We start from the raw sequence: 18,285 nt of genomic DNA on the forward strand, positions 1-18,285 counted from the left end.
AATATATTGCAATGCAAAATAATTATTTGGCATGATGGTCTGCCGGGCCTAGCGGCGATCCCGCCCGCGCCCACCAACTCTGGAGAGCATCATGTCCCAAGCCCATTCCTACGCCATCCGCGCCTGCGAGCCTTCCGACGCCGCCGCCGTCCACCGCATCAAGACCCAAGCCGGCGTGTATCCCGGCACCTTGCAGCTGCCCTACCAGCCGCTATCCGCCACCGAAAAGCAGCTATTGGAGCAGCCCGCGAATGTTCATGCGTTGGTCGCCTGTAATGAGGCGGGCGAAGTGGTGGGCTGGGGCGGTCTGGTGGGCAATGACAGGCCGCGCACCCGCCATGCGGCCAGCTTGTTCATGCTGGTGGATCAGGATTGGCAGGGCAGGGGCGTGGGTTCCGCCTTGTTGCGGGCGGTGATCGATCTGGCCGACAACTGGCTGGGGCTGATCCGCATCGAATTGAAAGTGGTGCATGACAATCACCCGGCCATCGCGCTGTACGAAAAATTCGGCTTCGAGTACGAAGGGCGGCTCAAGGCCGAAACGCTGCGCGCCGGCAAGCTGGAGGATGTGCTGATGATGTCGCGTCTGCATTGGCCAAGGAGGGCGGAATCATGAACGGCATCTCCATACGCCATGCCGAAGCGGAAGATGCCGAGGCCATCCATGCAATGATGAGCGATGTCCGCACCTTCGGCGACATGCTGGGTTTGCCTTACCCCTCTTTGCATGCCCGGCGGCAAAAGATGGCTAAGCGCGATGCCTCGCGCATCGACTTGCTGGCGATCTCGCCGACAGGCGAGCTGGCGGGCTTGGTGATGCTGTTGCCGTATGGCAAGCCCAGACTGCCGGGCGCGGCGGAGCTGGGAGTCGGCGTGTCCGCCAAGTGGCAGAGCCAAGGCATAGGCAAGCTGTTGATGAAAGAGGCGCTGGCCATGGCCGATAACTGGCTGGGCTTGCGCCGGCTTGAGCTGACCGTGTTCGCCGATAACCATCGCGCGCAGGTTTTATACCGCCAATTCGGTTTCGAGGAAGAAGCCAGGCTGCGCGCCTACGCCCTGCGCGACGGCGAGTATCGCGATGTGTTGGCGATGGCGCGGCTGCGGCCGGAAGGGGGCGCGGCATGAAAGACTTCCGAATCCGCAATGTGGAGGCCAGCGATGCGGCCGCTTTGCGCGAGCTGATGGCTGATGAGGGAGTGGTGCGCAATACCCTGCAATTGCCGAATCCCTCGCTGCGCCATTGGCAGAAAAACATACAGCATTTGCTGGCCGAAGGCTGTCATCAACTGGCGTGTGTGGATGCGGCAGGCCGCTTGTTAGGCCATGGCGGCTTGAGCCGCTTTCCCGAAGCGGGCAAGCGGCATTGCCTCGCCCTGGGCATGGCGGTGGGCAAAGAGCATCGCGGCCAAGGGGTGGGCAGCGCGCTGATGGTGGCCTTGATGGACCTGGCGGACAACTGGCTGGGCGCGCGGCGCATCGAACTGACGGTCTACCCCGACAATGCGGCAGGCATCGCCTTGTATCGCAAGTTCGGATTTGAGCTGGAAGGCCGGCTGCGCGCCGTGGCGCTGCGCGACGGCGAGTACCAGGATGTGTTGGCGATGGCGCGGCTGAAGGAGGGCTGGGCATGAACGATTATCTGATCCGGCATGCCGAGCCCGGCGATGCGGCCGCCTTGCGCGAGCTGATGGCCGACCCGCTCAGCTACGGCAATACCTTGCAGCTGCCCTATCCATCGTTGCGGCATTGGGAGAAAGAGGCGCAGCGCCAGCCTAGCGACGATAGCTGTCAATTGGTGTGCGAAACCCGCGCAGGCGAGCTGTTGGGCAGCGCCGGTTTATGGCGTTTCGAGGGGGCGCGCAAGCGGCATGGCGCGGCCCTGGCCATCACGGTGCAGCGCGGATATCGGGGCCAGGGCGTCGGCACCGCCTTGATGGCGGCGCTGCTGGATACGGCCGATAACTGGATGGGTCTGCTGCGGATCGAGCTGTGGGTGTATCCGGACAATGCCGCCGCCATCGCGCTGTATCGCAAGTTTGGTTTTGAGATGGAGGGCCGGCTCCGCGGCTATGCCTTGCGCGACGGCGCTTATCACGACGCTTTGGCGATGGCGCGGCTGAAGGAGGGGCTGGCATGAGCGGCTATCTGACCCGGCATGCCGAGCTTGCCGATGCGGCGGAGCTGCGCGAGCTGATGGCCGACCCACTCAGCTACGGCAACACTTTGCAGCTGCCCTACGCGTCCTTGCATTTCTGGACAGGGGAAACGCAACGCCGGCAAGGCCATGGCCGGTGCCAGCTGGTATGCGAATCCCGCGCTGGCGAGCTGTTGGGCCATGCCGGCTTGTGGCGTTTCGAAGGCGCGCGCCGGCAGCATGGCGCGGGCCTGGGCATCACGGTGAAACGCGAATGCCGCGGCCAGGGCGTCGGCACCGCCTTGATGGCGGCGCTGCTGGATCTGGCGGACAACTGGATGGGGCTGCAGCGCATCGAGTTGGGCGTGTATCCGGACAACGCCGCCGCCATCGCGCTCTACCGCAAGTTCGGTTTCGAGACCGAGGCCAGGCTGCGCGCCCATTCTCTGCGCAACGGCGAGTATTGGGACAGCCTGATCATGGCGCGGAGGGTGGGGGCATGATAGCGGGCCGCATCCGCCATTTGGCGCTGGGCGATGCGGCCGCGCTGCATGCCATCATCGCCGATGAGAGCGTGTATCGCGACACCTTGCTATTGCCCTATCCCTCCCTGGCAAGGCTGCGGGACAATTTGCCCAAGTTGTTGCAAGCCGACGACTGCCACCTGATTTACGAATCGGCGAGCGGCCAAGTGCTGGGACGCGCCGGATTGGGCCTTGCCGCCAAGTCTTCACATTGGAATCAGGCTGAGCTGTCCATCATCGTGCATCCGGATTGGCAGGGGCGCGGCATCGGCAGCCGGCTGGTGGCGGAGCTGATGGACGTGGCAGACAGCTGGATGGGTTTGCGGAGGATTGTCCTGAAGGTTTATGCCGACAACCATCGCGCCATCGCGCTTTACCGCAAGTTCGGTTTTGTCGAAGAGGCGCGCTTGCGGGCGGCGTCGTTTCGCGATGGCGCGTATTGCGATGAGTTGATCATGGCGAGGGTGAGAGCAGTTTAAGCTTGAGTTGTTCTGCGCTGCCTTAGGCTGGCTAGGCCCCCGGCATTGGGCGCTGGCAGGCAATGAAAAAGCCGCGCGTTCCTGCTGGAGCGCGCGGCTTTTCATTGGCCGGAGGCGATTACTTCTGCGCCGGCGCCGATTGGGTTTGCAGCTGGGCGTTCATGCGGTCGCGCATGGACTTCATATTGTCGTAGCCGTCGCTGCCGGCCAGGGCGGCGGCGGATACCAGGCTCAGGAACAGGGCGGCGATGGTGGTCTTCTTCAGCATTTCAAACTTCCTTTCGGTGTGTGGGCAGGCATCAAAAATGTTGATATTCATTTGTCTTGATGCACTGCGCTGTTGATGGAATGCATTCTATTTCGATTACTTTGGCGATAAAATCGGAAAGATACGAGCAATTCATTCAATAAAATTGAATAAGGAGTGAGCGTGAAGCTGACGCTGGAGGCATTGCAGGCGCTGGACGCCATCGATCAGCACGGCAGTTTCGCCGCGGCGGCGGAGGCGTTGTACAAAGTGCCTTCGGCGCTGACCTATACCATCCAGAAGCTGGAGCAGGGGCTGGGCGTGGCGATTTTCGACCGCAGCGGCCACAGGGCCCGGCTTACGCCGGCCGGCGAGCGCTTGCTGAAAGACGGGCGCCATTTGCTGGACGCGGCCCGTCAGTTGGAGCTGCGCGTCAGCAAGCAGGCGCAAGGTTGGGAGGACACGCTGCGCATCGTGGTGGGGGACTTGATCGACTTCGAGCAGCTGCTGCCCTGCATCGCCGACTTTGATCAGACCGAATCGGCGACGCGCTTGTATTTCATCCGCGAGAGCTTTGGCGGCATCTGGGACGCTTTGTATGACGACCGAGCCGATCTGGTGATAGGCGCGCCCAATCAGCCGCCGCCGGGCGATTATTTCACTCGCAATATCGGCGACTACCATTTCGTGCTGGTCACCTCGCCGCGCCATCCATTGTCTCAGGCGGCGGAGCCGGTGCCGCCGCATGTGCTGCGCCGCTATCGCGCGGTGGCGGTGGGGGATACTTCCAGACGTTTGCCGGCGCGCACCGGCGGCTTGCTGGAAGGCCAGCAGGTGCTGACTGTGCACAGCAGCCGCGCCAAACTGCAAGCGATTCTGGCGGGTCTGGGCAGCGGCCATCTGCCGCGGGCGATAGTGCGGCCTTATCTGGAAAGCGGCGAACTGGTGGCGAAGGAAGAGGAAGAGGGTGGCAGTTTTCCGCCCATGTGTTTTGCCTGGAAGCAGGAGCAGCCGGGGCGCGCCTTGCAGTGGTTCATCCAGCGTCTGGAACGGGCGGTGGCGGAGGGAGAACTGACGGTTTAGCCGCGCGTCCGCCGCGATGGGCCGCAGGCGCGCGGTCCGATCCGCTACATGGAGGGCATGGAATTGACTTGCGGCACCATGGGCGCGGCTTGTTGATGCAGTTGGGCGTTCATTCTTCCCCGCATCGCCCACATATTGGTCAGGCCGTCGCTGCCGGCGCTGGCCGCGGCGGAGAGGAAGAGCAGAATGAGTGTGCTGGCAATGATGGGTTTCAACATGGCTTTTTCCTTATCGCAAGTCTGGAAATAGGCCGCGTCAAGCCGCTGTGGGCAGATGAAGCTGGGTTGGGCAGCAGTTTGGCTCCGGTCGATCGGCGCCGCGCCGGGAGGCATGGCGCTGATAGACAGTGTAGGACGTGTCAGGCGGGTTGACAGGGAGACATTGTAAATGATTTTGAAAATCAACCCGCCTGCGGTTTAGATGTCCTGGCCTTCGACTATGCCTTCATGGCCGCCGGCATGGCGCGGCAGGATCAGGTTCAGGATGATGGCCAGCAAGGAGCACAGGCCCACGCCGGACAGCGCGAAATCGCCCAGCTTCAGCGTCAGGCCGCCGATGCCGGCGGTCAGCACCACCGAGATGATCACCAGATTGCGCGGCAGCATCAGATCCACCTTGGCCTCGATCAGCGTTTTCAGGCCGATGGAGGCGATGGTGCCGAACAACAGCACCATGATGCCGCCCATCACCGGCATCGGGATCGATTGCAGCAGCGCGTTGAATTTGCCGAAGAAGGCCATGCAGATGGCGAACGCCGCCGCCCAGGTCATCGTCACCGGATTGAAGTTGCGGGTGATCATCACCGCGCCGGTCACTTCGGCGTAAGTGGTCACCGGCGGGCCGCCGATCAGGCCGGCCACGCACACGCCCAGGCCGTCGCCGGCCAGCGTGCGGTGCAGGCCCGGCGTTTTGGTGTAATCCTTGCCGGTTACGCCGCCTATCGCCATCACGCCGCCGATGTGCTCGATGGCCGGGGCGATGGCCACCGGCAGCATGAAAGCGGCCGCGGCCCAGTTGATTTCCGGGCTATGGAAAGCGGGCGCGGCGAACCACGGCGCGGCGGCCAGCTTGGCGAAATCCACCACGCCCAGGAAGGCTGCGGCGACATAGCCGACGATGACGCCGGCCAGAATCGGCACCAGCTTGAACATGCCGCGGGCGTAGATGGAAACGATGATGGTGGTGGCCAGCGAAATCGCCGCCAGGATCAGCGAGGTCTCATAGGGCAGCACCTGCTTGCCGCCAGCCTGGCCCATGGCCATGCCGGAGGCGGCGGTGGCGACCGACAGGCCGATGATCATGATCACCGGGCCGATCACAACCGGCGGCAGCAGCTTGTTCACCAACTCCATGCCGCGCCAGCGCACGATGGCGGCGAACACGAAATACATGAAGCCGGCGGCGAATAGGCCGAACATGGTCGCGCCCTGGCCCCAGGTGTGGATGGAATAGATGATGGGGCCGATGAAGGCGAAGGACGAGCCGAGGAAGATCGGCACCTGGCGGCCGGTGCAGATCTGGAACAGCAGGGTGCCGATGCCGGCGCCCAGCAGCGCCATCGCCGGGTTCAGGCCAGTGAGCAGCGGCACCAGCACCAGCGCGCCGAAGGCGACGAACAGGATCTGGGCGCCGGACACCGCCAGCTTCAGTTGTTGCATCATGATGGTTGTTTCCTTGTGGTGATTCTATTTCAAACTGTTTCGCAGATTTTGAGCGCGACATCGCGGCGGGGCGGCTGGCGTATCCCCTCTCCCCCGGCCCCTCTCCCGGGGGAGAGGGGGGGGATGAATCGCATGGAAGCGCTTGCCTGGCGCCCTGCGGCGCCCTTATCCTTTCTGCTTCTGCTTCTGCTTCTGCTTCTGCTTCTGCTTCTGCTTCTGCTTCTGCTTCTGCTTCTGCTTCTGCTTCTGCTTCTGCTTCTGCTTCTGCTTCTGCTTCTGCTTCTGCTTCTGCTTCTGCTTCTTCTGCTTCTGCTTCTGCTTCTGCTTCCGCCTCAAAGCCCCTCTCCCCTCGTGGGAGAAGGGTTGGGGAGAGGGGGCTGCGCCGAGCAATGCGCCACCGTCAGAGTCAGTGTGTCGCGTATGTCATCCGACATACTGGTGGCGGTAGACGCTTGTTGCGCGGGTTGGCGCCATGCGCCGCAGCCGCGGAACCATATCGTTCATCATCAACGTCCCGGATGACTCCTTAACGCCTTTCTCCCCTTGCGGCGGAGCGAGGGGCTGCTACACCGTGCAATACATCACTGCCTGCGCCAGCACATTGTCCACGTCGGCCGCCACGCTGCTGTGGCGGCGGAAGTCCAGCACCATGTCCTGCACCGCGCGGTAGCATTCGTAGTTGGGCCGGGATTGGTAATGCAGCTCCACGCCCAGCCGCGCCGCCACCTTTTTCACCGTTGTCGGCTTGATGCAGACATGGGCCTGCGGATCGAAGCAGGCCAGGAAGCAGCTGACGATGGGCCATTTGGCCGCATTGGCCTTGGGATCCATCCGCGCCATCGCCAGCGTGTCCACATAGGCGGCGAAGCTGTCCGGACCAAAATCGTGCAAGACATCGCGCAGCGCCTGCACGAAGGGCAGGTTCAGGTCGCGGTTGTCCATGTAGTTGCGGAAGGCGATTTTCTCGAAGGTGCTGACCGTGGTAGCCAGCGAGATGATCTGGCGGCAGGCGTGGGTGGTATCGGCCAGCTTGCCGCTGGCGAGGGCGGCATCCAGCTTGTCGCGGGTCAGCTCGCTCTGGCACAGCGCCTCGGCTTTGGCGTAGCTTTTGTGTTTGCGCGCCAAAGCCTGCCAATCCGGATCCTGGAAACCGCCGGGAAAGCGGATGAGAAAGTCGGCGTCTATCGCGGCGTAACGGTCCATCACTGCGCGTCTCCTGTCAGCGGTTTGCTCATGATCTGCGATTGAGGGGTCAGGCCTTGGCGGAGGTACAGGGCATGGGCGCCCTGGTTGAAATCCATGACTTCCAGCCTCAGCTCGTCGGCATGCTGCTGACGGCCCCAGTCTTCAGCGGCCGATATCAGCCGCGAACCTAGGCCCTGGCGTTGATGAGCCTCGTCCACCACGATGGTGCCGAGACGGCAAATGCGCCTGGCTTGCAAGAATGGCATGGGCGGCGGCATCTGCAGCGTCAGCGTGGCAAACGCCAGTATCTGGCCTTCCCGCTCCGCCAGCAGCATCACGCGATCCTCGCCCTCCATCCTGTCGCGCCAGAACGCGAGCTCGGCTTCGGCGTCCACATCGCCGCGGAACAGTTCCGGCATGGCCAAGTGATGCTGGCGGTTGATCTGCGCCGCCAGCCTGCAGACGGCGTCCAGGTCTTGCTCGTCGGCCTTGCGTATCAGCATGGGGCTATCCTTGGTTTGCAAAAAAGCCGCCGGCTGCGTAAGCAACGGGCGGCTGATCGGGATGCATGGCGCTTAGGCCTGCTTGGTGCCGAAGATTTTGTCGCCGGCGTCGCCGAGGCCGGGGATGATGTAGCCGTGCTCGTTCAGATGGCTGTCCAGCGAAGCGGCGTAGATCTGCACGTCCGGGTGGGCGTCATTGACGATCTTCACGCCTTCCGGCGCGGCCACCATCACCACGGCCTTGATGGTTTTGCAGCCATTGCGCTTGAGCAGGTCGATGGTGGCGACCAGCGAGCCGCCGGTGGCCAGCATCGGGTCGATGATGATGGCGATGCGCTCGTCCAGGTTGCCGACGAATTTTTCAAAGTAGGACACCGGCTCCAGCGTTTCCTCGTTGCGGGCCAGGCCCACCACGCTGATCTTGGCCGACGGCACCAGATCCAACACGCCGTCCAGCATGCCGATGCCGGCGCGCAGAATGGGAACGACGGTGACTTTCTTGCCCTTGATCTGCTTGACGTCGATCTTGCCGCACCAGCCATCGATGGTGACGCTTTCCAGTTCGAAATCGCGGGTGGCTTCGTAGGCGAGCAGGCGCGCCAGCTCCTGAGTCAACTGGCGGAACTTCATGGTGCTGGTGTCGGCTTCGCGCAACAGGCCCAGTTTGTGCTGTACCAGCGGGTGATCAACGATGGTGATGTTCAATTTCGGCTCCCTACCTTGGCAAAAAGCTGCTTGCCGGGGGCGGCAAACAGCTTTCATCTACATATGACAGCGGCAGCCGCAAGGCTGCCGATGGGCGGTATGGGGCGGTATTCTAACGCGTCCCGGCGTGCAAAATCCACCACGAAAATCTCCATGTGGACAAAAATGCCGCTGGCTTGGCCATTTGGGCTGTCGCTTCTGCGGCAAAAAGCCCAGCGCTGGGCTGGGCTTGGGGTGCTTACAGGTCTTTCAGCAGATCCTGCAGTTCGCCGTTCTGGAACATCTCGTACATGATGTCCGAACCGCCGACGAACTCGCCCTTCACGTACAGCTGCGGAATGGTCGGCCAGTTGGAGAAATCCTTGATGCCCTGGCGGATGTCCGGATCGCGCAGCACGTCCACGGTCAGGAAGTTTTCCACGCCGCAGGCTTTCAGGATTTGCACCGCGCGGGAGGAGAAGCCGCACTGCGGGAACTGGGCGGAGCCCTTCATGAACAGCACAACCGGATTTTCGGTGACGGTTTGCTGGAGATCTTGCTGAATCGACATGTCTTGCAATCCTATGGTTGGGCCGGCGGTCAGCCCGCCGCGAATACCCGATGTTTTCAATAGGTTATTTTACGTGCGGCTAGTTGACTGGTCAATTTGCTCCATCCTGGCGCGCCATTGCGGCAAAAACAGTTTGACCTGGCCCTCATACAAGGCGCGGCGCGTTACCAGCCGCGACACCGAGGCGGCCAGCAGCGCGGTGGCCATCAGCGGAATCAGCATCGCCGACGAATCGGTCATTTCCATCACGATGACGAAGCCGGTCATAGGCGCGCGCGTCATGCCGGCGAAGAAACCCACCATGCCCAGCAGCACCACCATGGCCTGCGGCAAAAAGGGCAGCAGCTGGGACATATTGAGGCCGAAGCCGGCGCCCACTGCCAGCGAGGGCGCGAACATGCCGCCGGGCACCGCGCTGATGTGGCTGATGAACATGGTGATCAGCTTGAGCACGCCGTAATCCTGCAAGCCGGCGCCATGGCCTTCGATGATGTCGCGGGCGCGGAAATAGCCGGTGCCGAAAGTGCTGCCGTCGCCGAGGATGCCTATCACCGCCAGCGCCAGGCCGCAGCCGGCGGCGAAGCGTATCGGGTAGCGGCCGCGCCAGCCGTGCAGCGGGCCGGGCAGCCGCTTGGACAGCCTGAGCATCAAGCGGCAGGCCAGGCCGCCGATGATGCCGCCGATGACGCCGCACAAGGGCACCGCCAGCCAGGCTTGCTTGCTCTCCATCGCCACATGCACCACGCCGAAATAGCTGTAGTTGCCGTTGATGGCGAAAGTGGTGAGACCGGCGACGATGACTGACAGCAGAATGGTGGAGCCGGCGCGCATGTCGAAGATGCGGCCCATTTCTTCGATGGCGAACATGATGCCGGCTAGCGGCGCGTTGAAGGCCGCGGCCACGCCGGCGGCCGCGCCTGCCAGGATGAAGCTGCGCGCCGCGCCCTCGTGCCGCTGGGCGGCCTTGCGGTTGAGCGAGTATTTGATCGCCGCGCCTACCTGGACGATGGGGCCTTCATAGCCGAAGGTGGCGCCGGAGCCGATGCCTATCAGCGTCAGCACGATCTTGCCGACGGCTGCGCGCAGGGTGAAGCAGTATTCGCGCAGTTTTTCCATGCCCGGCTCCAGCGCGGCGATGGATTGCGGAATGCCGCCGCCGGCGGAGCCGGGGAAGAAGCGCTGCATGATCCAGATCGCCAGCGCGAGGCCGGCCGGGGTGATCAGCAGGCTCCAGTAGGGCGAGGCGTCATAGGCCTTGAAAAACAGGTCATGCGACCAATGGCTGCCCAGCGCGAACACATAAGCCACCAGGCCGATCAGGATGGCCGCGATCCACACCGGCACCTGCCGTCGCCATTGCGCGGCCGAAAGGTAGAAATAGCGGAGTTGGCGCTGCATGCGCAGCCGCTTGGCGTGGAAGGGGAGATAGTCCTGCATCGGCGCGAGCTTTCCGGGTCACGGCTCCATCGGAGCTTTGTATTAATTACTGCTAATATACAGAAAATGACCGCGGAATGCGAGCGCGGCCCGTCGCCGATGGCGAACGGGCCGCTGCGCTGATGCTGTCTGGATTAGCCGGCGCTGCGTTCCAGCACGGCGGCGAAGAAGCCGTCGGTGTTGTGCAGATGCGGTTTCATCTCCAGATAGTCGCCGCACTGCAGCGGAATCTTCTGCTCGGCCAGCACCTCATCCATCTTCACCAGGCGGAAATCGGCGTGCTCGGCCAGGAAAGCCTGGACGATGGCCTGATTTTCCTGCGGCAGCAGGCTGCAGGTGGCGTACACCAGACGGCCGCCGCTCTTCACCAGCCGCGAGGCGGAGGCGAGGATGGAGGCTTGCTTGGCGTTCAGCTCGGCCACGCTGTCCGGGCTTTGGCGGAATTTCAGGTCCGGGTTGCGGCGCAGCGTGCCCAGGCCGGAGCAGGGCGCGTCCACCAGCACGCGGTCGGCCTTGCCAGCCAGGCGTTTCACTTTGGCGTCGTTCTCGTGCGCCAGCAATTGCGGGTGCACATTGGACAGGCCGGAGCGGGCTTGGCGCGGCTTGAAGTTGGCGAGGCGCTTTTCAGATACATCAAACGCATACAGGCGGCCGCTGGATGACATCATCGCGCCCAACAGCAGCGTTTTGCCGCCGGCGCCGGCGCAGAAGTCCACCACCATTTCGCCGCGGCGGGCGCCGGTGATCAGGCCGAGCAACTGGCTGCCTTCGTCTTGCACTTCAAAGACGCCGGCCTTGAACAGCTCGTGGCGGGACAGCGCCGGCTTGTCTTTCAGGCGGATGCCGATCGGCGAGTAAGGCGTCGGCGAGCAGGCGATGCCTTCGGCGTTGAGGCGGTCCAGCAGCTCTTCGCGCTTCATCTTCAGCGTGTTGACGCGCAGGTCCAGCGGCGCCATCGACATCAGGCCCTGGCCCAGCGCTTCCACCTCTGCCGGCGCTTGCTCGCCCAGGCGCTCGATCACCCATTGCGGCAGCTCGGCACGGATTTCCAGGCTGTCTTCCAGCGACTTGCCCTTGATGGTGCCCAGCCACTCGCGCTCGCCGGCGCTGGTGGAATCGGACAGCTCTTTGACGTTCATTTTGTTGAACTTCATCAGCGCCACCAGCGCCAGGCGGCGCGGCGTGGCCTTGTCCGGCGCGATCAGGGCACGCAGCTGGATCAGCCGGCGCAGCGCGCCGAAAGCGGTTTCGGCGATCAGGTGGCGGTCGGCGCTGCCCAGTTTGTTGTGCTCGCGGAAATAGGCCGACAGCACCGCGTCGGCGGGGCGGTCGAAGCGGGTCATCTGGCCGATGACGGTTTCCAGGTGTTTCAGTTGGCTATGGCTAATGTGCATTCTTGTTCCGTATCGTCGGTTGCGGCGGCAGTTCCCACTGCCGCTTGCCGTTTACTTCCACGCGGATCGCTTTCAGTTCGATCCGCTTGTCCTTGTCGGCGCGCAGGATGCGCACCGGCAGATTGGCGAAATCCGGCGCCAGCCAGAACTCGGTGACGTCGCCGTCGCCTTCCGCTCTGAACACGATGACGCGCATTTTGCCGTCGCCGGTGTCGTAATCGAAAGCGCCCGCGGGCGCCATCGGGTATTGGTAAATCTTTTTGGCCGTGGTGATCTGCACCGGCGCGCGGCCCAGATCGCCGCCTTTCAGCGCCAGCTGGAAGGCCAGGCTGAACGCGTCTTGCGCGCCCGGCTTCAGCGGCTCTTGTTTGCTGGCGCCGCCGCCGTAACGCAGCAGCCCGGCGGCGTAGTCGAAGCGGGCTTCCTCTTTCAGATCGCCGCCGCGGAACGATTCCAGGCTGTCCGGCTTCAGGCCGCTTTTGTCTATCTGACCTTGTGAAAGATAGCGCAGCTTGGGGCCGATGAAAGGATTGACTGAAATATCCAGCCGGTACTGCCCAGCCTCGCGCTGCCAATTCAGATCGCCGAAGCCCACCATGGCGCTGTTCCAGTAGCCCTGGTAACGGATTTTCGCCGTGGCCGGGAAGCTGCTCAGCGCGGCGTCCGGGTGGACAAAGCCTTTGTCCGCCTCATGGTCGGCGGGCGCTTGCGGCGCCGGCGCGCTGGCTTCCGGATGGCGGCGCATCGCTTGTGCCGGGGCCGAAGCGATTTCCGCCGCCGGCTCGGAACTGGCCTTGGCTGGCTGGGCCGCGGTTTCTTCCACAGGGGCGGAGGCGGCTTGTTTTTCCTCCGCCGGCTGCGAGGCGGCGGCCTTGCGCTTGGGCTTAGGTTTGGCCGTCGGCTTGGCCTGGGTTTCGGACACCGGCACCAGGTTGACGCCGGCGCTGGCCGGCGGCGCTTTATGCGCCGGCTCGTCCAGCTTCAAGGCCTGCATCTTGACGTCGATCTTTTCCAGCTTGGGTTCTTCGGCCGGCTGCAGGCTGATTTCAGGCAGCACGTCGGAGCCCAGCAGCGCGAGGTGCAGGGCTAGCGACAGAAACAGCGTGATCAACAGCAGACGGCGTCGAGACATTTAAACCTTGTTGGATGGCGCGGGAGACAGCAGGGCGCGGGCGGCATCGGGGCCGCTGGCCACCTTGCCGTCCACAATGGCGATTTCGCCGGCGGCGAAGCGGCGCACCGCTTCGGGATAAAGCTGATGTTCCAGCTTCAGCACGCGTTCGGCCAGGCTGTCCGGGGTATCGTCGTCCAACACGTTGACTACGCCTTGGGCGACGATGGGGCCGTGGTCCAGCTCGGCAGTGACGAAGTGTACCGTGCATCCGGCCAATTTGCAGCCCATTTCCAGCGCGCGCTCATGGGTATGCAGGCCGGGGAAGGCCGGCAGCAGCGAGGGGTGGATGTTGAGCATGCGGCCCTCGTAGCGGCGGGTGAAGCCGGGGGTGAGGATGCGCATGAAGCCGGCCAGCACCACCAGGTCGGGCTGATGCGCTTCTATGGCTTCGGCCAGCGCGGCGTCGAAAGCCTCGCGGCTGGCATAGGCCTTGTGGTCCAGCGCCACGGCGGCGATGCCGCGTTCGGCCGCCCAGGCGAGGCCGGCTGCGTCCGGGCGGTTGGCGATCACCGCGGCGACGCGCGCGCCGGGAATGGCGGCGTTCACGATGGCCTGCATATTGGAGCCGCGGCCGGAAATCAGGATGACGATGTTTTTCATATGCCGATGTTTATCGATATTCGCTTTGGCATGCGCCAAAAAACAAGCGCCGCCGGCGGGGCCAGCGGCGCGTTCAGCTTGCTGCGGCTCAGCCTCAGGCGATCTGGGTCTGGTGCTCGTCGCCGACGCGGGCGCGCACCTGGCCGATGCGGTACACCGCTTCGCCGGCTTCGCGCAGCAGTTCGGCCGCTTGTTCAGCGTGCTCCGGCGCCACCACCACCACCATGCCGATGCCGCAGTTGAAGGTGCGGTACATCTCCTGGATGTCCACATTGCCTTCGCGCTGCAGCCATTGGAACAGCTTGGGCAGCGGCCAGCTGGAAGCGTCGATCTGCGCCACCGTGCCTTCCGGCAGCACGCGCGGCGTGTTCTCGGTGATGCCGCCGCCGGTGATGTGGGCCATGCCCTTGACCGGCAGCGTTTCGATCAGCTTGAGCAGCGGCTTCACATAAATGCGGGTCGGGGCGATGACGGCGTCGCGCAGCGATTTGTCGCCTTCGAACGGCGCGTCCAGATCCGGCTGGGCGCGTTCGATGATCTTGCGCACCAGGCTGTAGCCGTTGGAGTGCGCGCCGTTGGAGCCCAGGCCCAGCACGACGTCGCCGGGGACGATGCCGCGGCCGCTGATGACCTTGCTCTTCTCCACCACGCCGACGGCGAAGCCCGCCAGGTCGTATTCGCCCGGCACATACATGCCCGGCATTTCGGCGGTTTCGCCGCCTGTCAGCGCGCAGCCGGCTTGTTCGCAGCCGGCTGCGATGCCCTTGATCACCTCGGTGGCCTGCGCCACGTCCAGCTTGCCGCAGGCGAAGTAGTCGAGGAAAAACAGCGGCTCGGCGCCTTGCACCAGGATGTCGTTGACGCTCATGGCGACCAGGTCGATGCCCACGGTGTCGTGGCGGTTCCAGTCGAAAGCCAGCTTGAGCTTGGTGCCCACTCCGTCGGTGCCGGAAACCAGCACCGGCTCCTGGTACTTCTTGGAGATTTCCACCAGTGCGCCGAAACCGCCTATGCCGCCGAGCACTTCCGGGCGCATGGTGCGCTTGGCATAAGGCTTGATGTTTTCGACCAGCGCGTCGCCGGCGTCGATGTCTACGCCGGCATCACGGTAACTGAGGGACGTGGTGTTCAAGATATTCTCGCTTTCTGCAAACTTGAAATATTTTTACATCAAGCTTTCGCCGGTGCGAAAGCACTGTATTTTAACTGAAAAATGGCAAAAAGGCTGCGGAATCGGACGGCTTGCGGCAATGGAAATCCGACAATTCCAAAGTCATGAATATTGTTGGGAAAAAAGGCGGTTTCATCATCGCCTCGTATCGGCGTAAAATCGGGATATTGATGTCAGAACACAGCGCAGCACCGTAAACTTGGACCAGCTCGTACTCGATCTCACGCCTACGCCGCTGCCGGCCTTCGATAATTTCCTGGCCGAGCGCAATCGCGAGGTGATCACCGCCCTGACCGCCACCGAAGGCGAACGCTTCATTTATCTATGGGGCGAGCCCGGCTGCGGCAAAACGCACCTGCTGCAGGCGTGGATCGCCCACGCCGAGCGCTTGGGGCGCGCCGCCATCTACCTGGACGGCAAGGACGGCCATCTGCCGGACTTCGCGCGCGAAGCCAGCTTCATCGCGGTCGATCACGTGGACGACCTGGCGCCGGACGACCAGATCATGCTGTTCTCCTTCTACAACTCCCTGAAGGAGGGCGGCGAGGGAAGGCTGCTGATGGCCGGCCGCAAGCCGCCGGTGGCCCTGTCGGTGCGCGACGACTTGCGCACCCGCCTGGGCTGGGGCCTGGTGCTGGAGGTGAAAGCCTTGTCCGACGACGACAAGCTGGCCGCCTTGCGCAGCCACGCCGCCAACCGCCAGCTGTCGATTCCCGACGATGTGTACCGCTACCTGCTGACGCACTGGCGGCGAGACCTGTCCAGCCTGATCAGCATGATAGACATGCTGGACCGCTATTCGCTGGCGCTGCGGCGCCCGATCACCGTGCCGCTGGTGAAAAACATTTTGCAAACCGCCCCCTCGGAATCATGAGCACATCCACCGCCAAACGCAGGCTCGCCCTGTTCGACCTCGACCACACCCTGATCGCCGGCGACTCCGACTTCGAATGGCCGCGCTTTCTGATCAAGCGCGGCATTCTGGACGCCGCCGAATACGACGCGCGCAACACCTATTTCTACAGCCAGTACCAGAACGGCACGCTGGACATGAACGAGTATCTGGCGTTCATCCTGGCGCCGCTGACGCGTTTCTCGCGCCCTGAGCTGGACGAGCTGCACGCGGATTACCTGGCCAACCACATCAAGCCGCTGATCCCGAACAAGGCGCGCGAGCGCCTGGCCGCCCACCGCGCCGAGGGCGACGAGATCGTCATCATCACTGCGACCAACCGCTTCATCACCGGCCCGATCGCCCGCGAACTGGGCGTGGAGCACCTGATTGCCATCGAGTTGGAAGAAGACGGCGCAGGAAACTTCACAGGCCGTCCGACCGGCGTGCTGAGCTTCAAGGAAGGCAAGATCACCCGCATCGAGCAGTGGCTGGCCGAACGCGGCGAGAGCTGGGACAGTTATGCCGAGAGCTTCTTCTACAGCGACTCGCACAATGACCTGCCCTTGATGAAGCTGGTGGACCATCCGGTGGCGGTGGACGCCGACGACAAGCTGCGCGCCTATGCCGAAGAGCACGGCTGGCCGGTGATCTCGCTGCGCGACTGAGCTTTTCCGGCTGTTTGTAAAGCGTAGGGCGGGCAGGCCACTGGCCTTGCCCGCGCTTTTTTTATGAGCAAGCCCGCGGTGGAGGCGTCTCGCCCCCGCTGTTATCGATGATGCGGGCAAGGCCTTCCGCCTGCCCGCCCTACAGAACTGCGGAAGGAGAGGTCAAATGGATGCCCTACAGGATTTCTTGCGCCGCGCCGAGGCGGCGCTGGCCCGGATCGAACCGATGCTGCCGCCGCCGCGGCGCGAGCCGGACTGGAGCGCCCAGGCTTTCCGCTGGCATCGCCAGGGCTTGGCCGGCTGGCTGTAGGCGGTGCGCGAGCCGCACGCGGTGGACATGGACAAGCTGGCCTGCGTGGACGCGCAGCGCGATCAACTGCTGGCCAATACCCGCCAGTTCGTCGCCGGCTTGCCGGCCAATAATGCCTTGTTGACCGGCGCGCGCGGCACCGGCAAGTCCTCGCTGGTGAAGGCCTTGCTGCCTTTGTTCGGCCAGCAGGGCTTGCGGCTGATCGAGATAGACCGCGAGCATCTGGCCGACCTGCCGCAATTGGTGGAGTTGCTGGCCGGCCGCAAGGAGCGCTTCATCCTGTATTGCGACGATTTGTCTTTCGAGCAAGGCGACGCCGGCTACAAAGCCTTGAAGAGCGCCTTGGATGGCGGCCTCTCGCGCCGCTGCGACAATCTGCTGGTGTATGCCACTTCCAATCGCCGCCATTTATTGCCCGAGCAGATGAGCGAAAACCGCGAAGGCCGGCTCCACGATGGCGAAATCCATCCCGGCGAAGCGGTGGAAGAGAAAATCTCGCTATCCGACCGCTTCGGCCTGTGGCTGTCGTTCTATCCCTTCGATCAAGATGCCTATCTGGCGGCGGTGAAAGCATGGCTTGGGCATTTCGGCATCAAATACGGCGGCAAGGCGGAGCGCGCGGCGCTGCAGTGGAGCTTGTCGCGCGGCAGCCGTTCCGGCCGGGTGGCCTGGCAGTTCGCCTGCCAATGGGCCGGCAGCGAGGGGCTGGCTAAGCTTGCGAAAAAGAAGTAGTTCGAGTTTTTGATATGGCAGAGAGGTTTACTTCTGGCAGGCGCGCTGTTTTTACTCAAGTGTGACGGCAAAATGCGATGAAACCTTGTGTTAAGCTCGTTGTCATATTTGTTTGGGCGAAAGTTAAGTCATATGAAGCGTTTAGCGCTCATCATCACGCTGAGTATTCCTTTTTCCGCTCAGGCTGCCTGCGATTGGCAAGGCATAGGCCGGCAGCTGCGCGATACGGTGGCGACGGATCAGGGCAAGCGCACCGAGATGATGCGATACGAGGAAGCGGCGCGCGCCAAAGGCGCCAAACCGGATCCCGCCAAGCTTGAGGCAATGTGGAAGGAGCAGGAGGCGTCCGATCAGGCTAACCAGCGCATGTTGGATGAGGTGACGGCGCGTTGCGGCTGGCCCAGGACGCCGGATGTCGACAAGCCCGCGGTGCATGCCGCGTTCATGATCTTGCAGCACGCCAGCACGGATCCCAAAGATATCGAATATCGCCGCCGTTATTGGCCCATGCTGCAGGAGTCGCAGCGTCGCGGCGATCTGGATGCTTCCGTGCTGGCCTTGTTCGAAGACCGCATGCTGCTGCAAGAGGGCAAGCCGCAGAAATACGGCACTCAGGTGGATGCGCATGAGGGCGTGACGGTGAGCCAGCCTTTGCAGGACCCGGCGAGGCTGGACGAGCGGCGCAAAGCCGTCGGTTTGCCGCCCATCTGCCAATACCTGCAACTTTTCACGGCGCTGGGCGGCGCGATCCGCTATCCAGCCTGTTCGCAAGCCGGCGCTTCATCCAGGCCTTGAGCGCCAGGCTGGCTGCGCGGCCGGCAAACTGATATGGTTGC

Annotated in this window: 23 protein-coding genes and 1 pseudogene; 11 read left to right on the forward strand and 13 right to left on the reverse strand. The window is 63.3% G+C overall.

Annotated features, from left to right (window positions below; genetic code table 11):
• The first annotated feature begins 91 nt into the window (after positions 1-91).
• From NKT35_RS12960 to NKT35_RS12985, 6 genes are read left to right on the forward strand one after another with little or no spacing between them, the layout of a single operon-like run.
• Positions 92-616 (forward strand): GNAT family N-acetyltransferase, encoded by a 525-nt coding sequence (locus NKT35_RS12960; RefSeq protein ID WP_254293560.1) that lies wholly within the window; start codon positions 92-94, stop codon positions 614-616.
• Positions 613-1,125, forward strand: coding sequence for a GNAT family N-acetyltransferase (locus NKT35_RS12965; RefSeq protein WP_254293562.1), 513 nt, complete (start codon positions 613-615; stop codon positions 1,123-1,125). The genes NKT35_RS12960 and NKT35_RS12965 overlap by 4 nt, the downstream gene beginning before the upstream one ends.
• The gene (locus tag NKT35_RS12970) at positions 1,122-1,631 is read left to right on the forward strand and encodes a GNAT family N-acetyltransferase (protein WP_254293564.1); all 510 of its coding nucleotides are present in this window, start codon (positions 1,122-1,124) and stop codon (positions 1,629-1,631) included. The genes NKT35_RS12965 and NKT35_RS12970 overlap by 4 nt, the downstream gene beginning before the upstream one ends.
• Positions 1,628-2,137 (forward strand): GNAT family N-acetyltransferase, encoded by a 510-nt coding sequence (locus NKT35_RS12975; RefSeq protein WP_254293566.1) that lies wholly within the window; start codon positions 1,628-1,630, stop codon positions 2,135-2,137. The genes NKT35_RS12970 and NKT35_RS12975 overlap by 4 nt, the downstream gene beginning before the upstream one ends.
• Complete coding sequence (locus NKT35_RS12980) at positions 2,134-2,637, forward strand: GNAT family N-acetyltransferase (protein ID WP_254293568.1); 504 nt, start codon at positions 2,134-2,136, stop codon at positions 2,635-2,637. The genes NKT35_RS12975 and NKT35_RS12980 overlap by 4 nt, the downstream gene beginning before the upstream one ends.
• On the forward strand, positions 2,634-3,137 hold the full coding sequence (locus NKT35_RS12985) for a GNAT family N-acetyltransferase (RefSeq protein WP_254293570.1): 504 nt from the start codon (positions 2,634-2,636) through the stop codon (positions 3,135-3,137). The genes NKT35_RS12980 and NKT35_RS12985 overlap by 4 nt, the downstream gene beginning before the upstream one ends.
• 118 nt (positions 3,138-3,255) lie before the next feature.
• Here the strand turns inward: NKT35_RS12985 and NKT35_RS12990 are convergent, their stop codons facing one another.
• Positions 3,256-3,405 (reverse strand): hypothetical protein, encoded by a 150-nt coding sequence (locus NKT35_RS12990; RefSeq protein WP_254293572.1) that lies wholly within the window; start codon positions 3,403-3,405, stop codon positions 3,256-3,258.
• Between the two features lie 162 nt (positions 3,406-3,567).
• Here NKT35_RS12990 and NKT35_RS12995 point away from each other — a divergent pair, with 162 nt between their 5' ends.
• The gene (locus NKT35_RS12995; protein ID WP_254293574.1) at positions 3,568-4,467 is read left to right on the forward strand and encodes a LysR family transcriptional regulator; all 900 of its coding nucleotides are present in this window, start codon (positions 3,568-3,570) and stop codon (positions 4,465-4,467) included.
• Between the two features lie 44 nt (positions 4,468-4,511).
• Here the strand turns inward: NKT35_RS12995 and NKT35_RS13000 are convergent, their stop codons facing one another.
• The 12 genes from NKT35_RS13000 to purM form a co-directional block, all read right to left on the reverse strand.
• Entirely contained in the window at positions 4,512-4,685 is a 174-nt protein-coding gene (locus NKT35_RS13000; RefSeq protein ID WP_254293576.1) for a hypothetical protein, read from the reverse strand.
• 198 nt (positions 4,686-4,883) lie between these two features.
• Positions 4,884-6,125, reverse strand: coding sequence for a uracil-xanthine permease family protein (locus tag NKT35_RS13005; protein WP_254301386.1), 1,242 nt, complete (start codon positions 6,123-6,125; stop codon positions 4,884-4,886).
• A gap of 168 nt (positions 6,126-6,293) precedes the next feature.
• A complete protein-coding gene (locus NKT35_RS13010; RefSeq protein ID WP_254293578.1) occupies positions 6,294-6,464 on the reverse strand; it encodes a hypothetical protein in 171 nt (56 codons plus the stop codon).
• A 228-nt stretch (positions 6,465-6,692) separates the two neighbouring features.
• Positions 6,693-7,331, reverse strand: a complete 639-nt coding sequence (locus NKT35_RS13015) for a hypothetical protein (protein WP_254293580.1) — start codon at positions 7,329-7,331, stop codon at positions 6,693-6,695.
• A complete protein-coding gene (locus tag NKT35_RS13020) occupies positions 7,331-7,816 on the reverse strand; it encodes a GNAT family N-acetyltransferase (protein ID WP_254293582.1) in 486 nt (161 codons plus the stop codon). Before NKT35_RS13020 ends, NKT35_RS13015 begins: the two co-directional genes overlap by 1 nt.
• Positions 7,817-7,888: 72 nt before the next feature.
• On the reverse strand, positions 7,889-8,521 hold the full coding sequence (upp, locus tag NKT35_RS13025; RefSeq protein WP_254293584.1) for a uracil phosphoribosyltransferase: 633 nt from the start codon (positions 8,519-8,521) through the stop codon (positions 7,889-7,891).
• A 238-nt stretch (positions 8,522-8,759) separates the two neighbouring features.
• Complete coding sequence (gene grxD / locus NKT35_RS13030) at positions 8,760-9,071, reverse strand: Grx4 family monothiol glutaredoxin (protein WP_254293586.1); 312 nt, start codon at positions 9,069-9,071, stop codon at positions 8,760-8,762.
• A 69-nt stretch (positions 9,072-9,140) separates the two neighbouring features.
• On the reverse strand, positions 9,141-10,508 hold the full coding sequence (locus tag NKT35_RS13035) for a chloride channel protein (RefSeq protein WP_254293588.1): 1,368 nt from the start codon (positions 10,506-10,508) through the stop codon (positions 9,141-9,143).
• A 134-nt stretch (positions 10,509-10,642) separates the two neighbouring features.
• On the reverse strand, positions 10,643-11,896 hold the full coding sequence (locus tag NKT35_RS13040; RefSeq protein WP_254301387.1) for an RsmB/NOP family class I SAM-dependent RNA methyltransferase: 1,254 nt from the start codon (positions 11,894-11,896) through the stop codon (positions 10,643-10,645).
• Positions 11,892-13,034, reverse strand: a complete 1,143-nt coding sequence (locus NKT35_RS13045; protein ID WP_254293590.1) for a DUF3108 domain-containing protein — start codon at positions 13,032-13,034, stop codon at positions 11,892-11,894. Before NKT35_RS13045 ends, NKT35_RS13040 begins: the two co-directional genes overlap by 5 nt.
• On the reverse strand, positions 13,035-13,676 hold the full coding sequence (gene purN, locus NKT35_RS13050) for a phosphoribosylglycinamide formyltransferase (protein WP_254293592.1): 642 nt from the start codon (positions 13,674-13,676) through the stop codon (positions 13,035-13,037).
• 94 nt (positions 13,677-13,770) lie between these two features.
• The gene (gene purM / locus NKT35_RS13055; protein WP_254293594.1) at positions 13,771-14,808 is read right to left on the reverse strand and encodes a phosphoribosylformylglycinamidine cyclo-ligase; all 1,038 of its coding nucleotides are present in this window, start codon (positions 14,806-14,808) and stop codon (positions 13,771-13,773) included.
• 238 nt (positions 14,809-15,046) lie between these two features.
• Between purM and hda the strand changes: the two genes are divergently transcribed.
• From hda to NKT35_RS13075, 4 genes and pseudogenes are all read left to right on the forward strand, one after another.
• Positions 15,047-15,721, forward strand: a complete 675-nt coding sequence (gene hda, locus NKT35_RS13060) for a DnaA regulatory inactivator Hda (protein ID WP_254293596.1) — start codon at positions 15,047-15,049, stop codon at positions 15,719-15,721.
• A complete protein-coding gene (locus tag NKT35_RS13065; protein WP_254293598.1) occupies positions 15,718-16,407 on the forward strand; it encodes a histidinol-phosphatase in 690 nt (229 codons plus the stop codon). Before hda ends, NKT35_RS13065 begins: the two co-directional genes overlap by 4 nt.
• 166 nt (positions 16,408-16,573) lie before the next feature.
• Positions 16,574-17,449, forward strand: a pseudogene (locus NKT35_RS13070) (ATP-binding protein).
• A gap of 132 nt (positions 17,450-17,581) precedes the next feature.
• The gene (locus tag NKT35_RS13075) at positions 17,582-18,244 is read left to right on the forward strand and encodes a DUF6624 domain-containing protein (protein WP_254293600.1); all 663 of its coding nucleotides are present in this window, start codon (positions 17,582-17,584) and stop codon (positions 18,242-18,244) included.
• Positions 18,245-18,285 lie beyond the last annotated feature (41 nt).

The sequence above is a fragment of the Chromobacterium sp. IIBBL 290-4 genome (assembly GCF_024207115.1).
GTDB lineage: Bacteria > Pseudomonadota > Gammaproteobacteria > Burkholderiales > Chromobacteriaceae > Chromobacterium.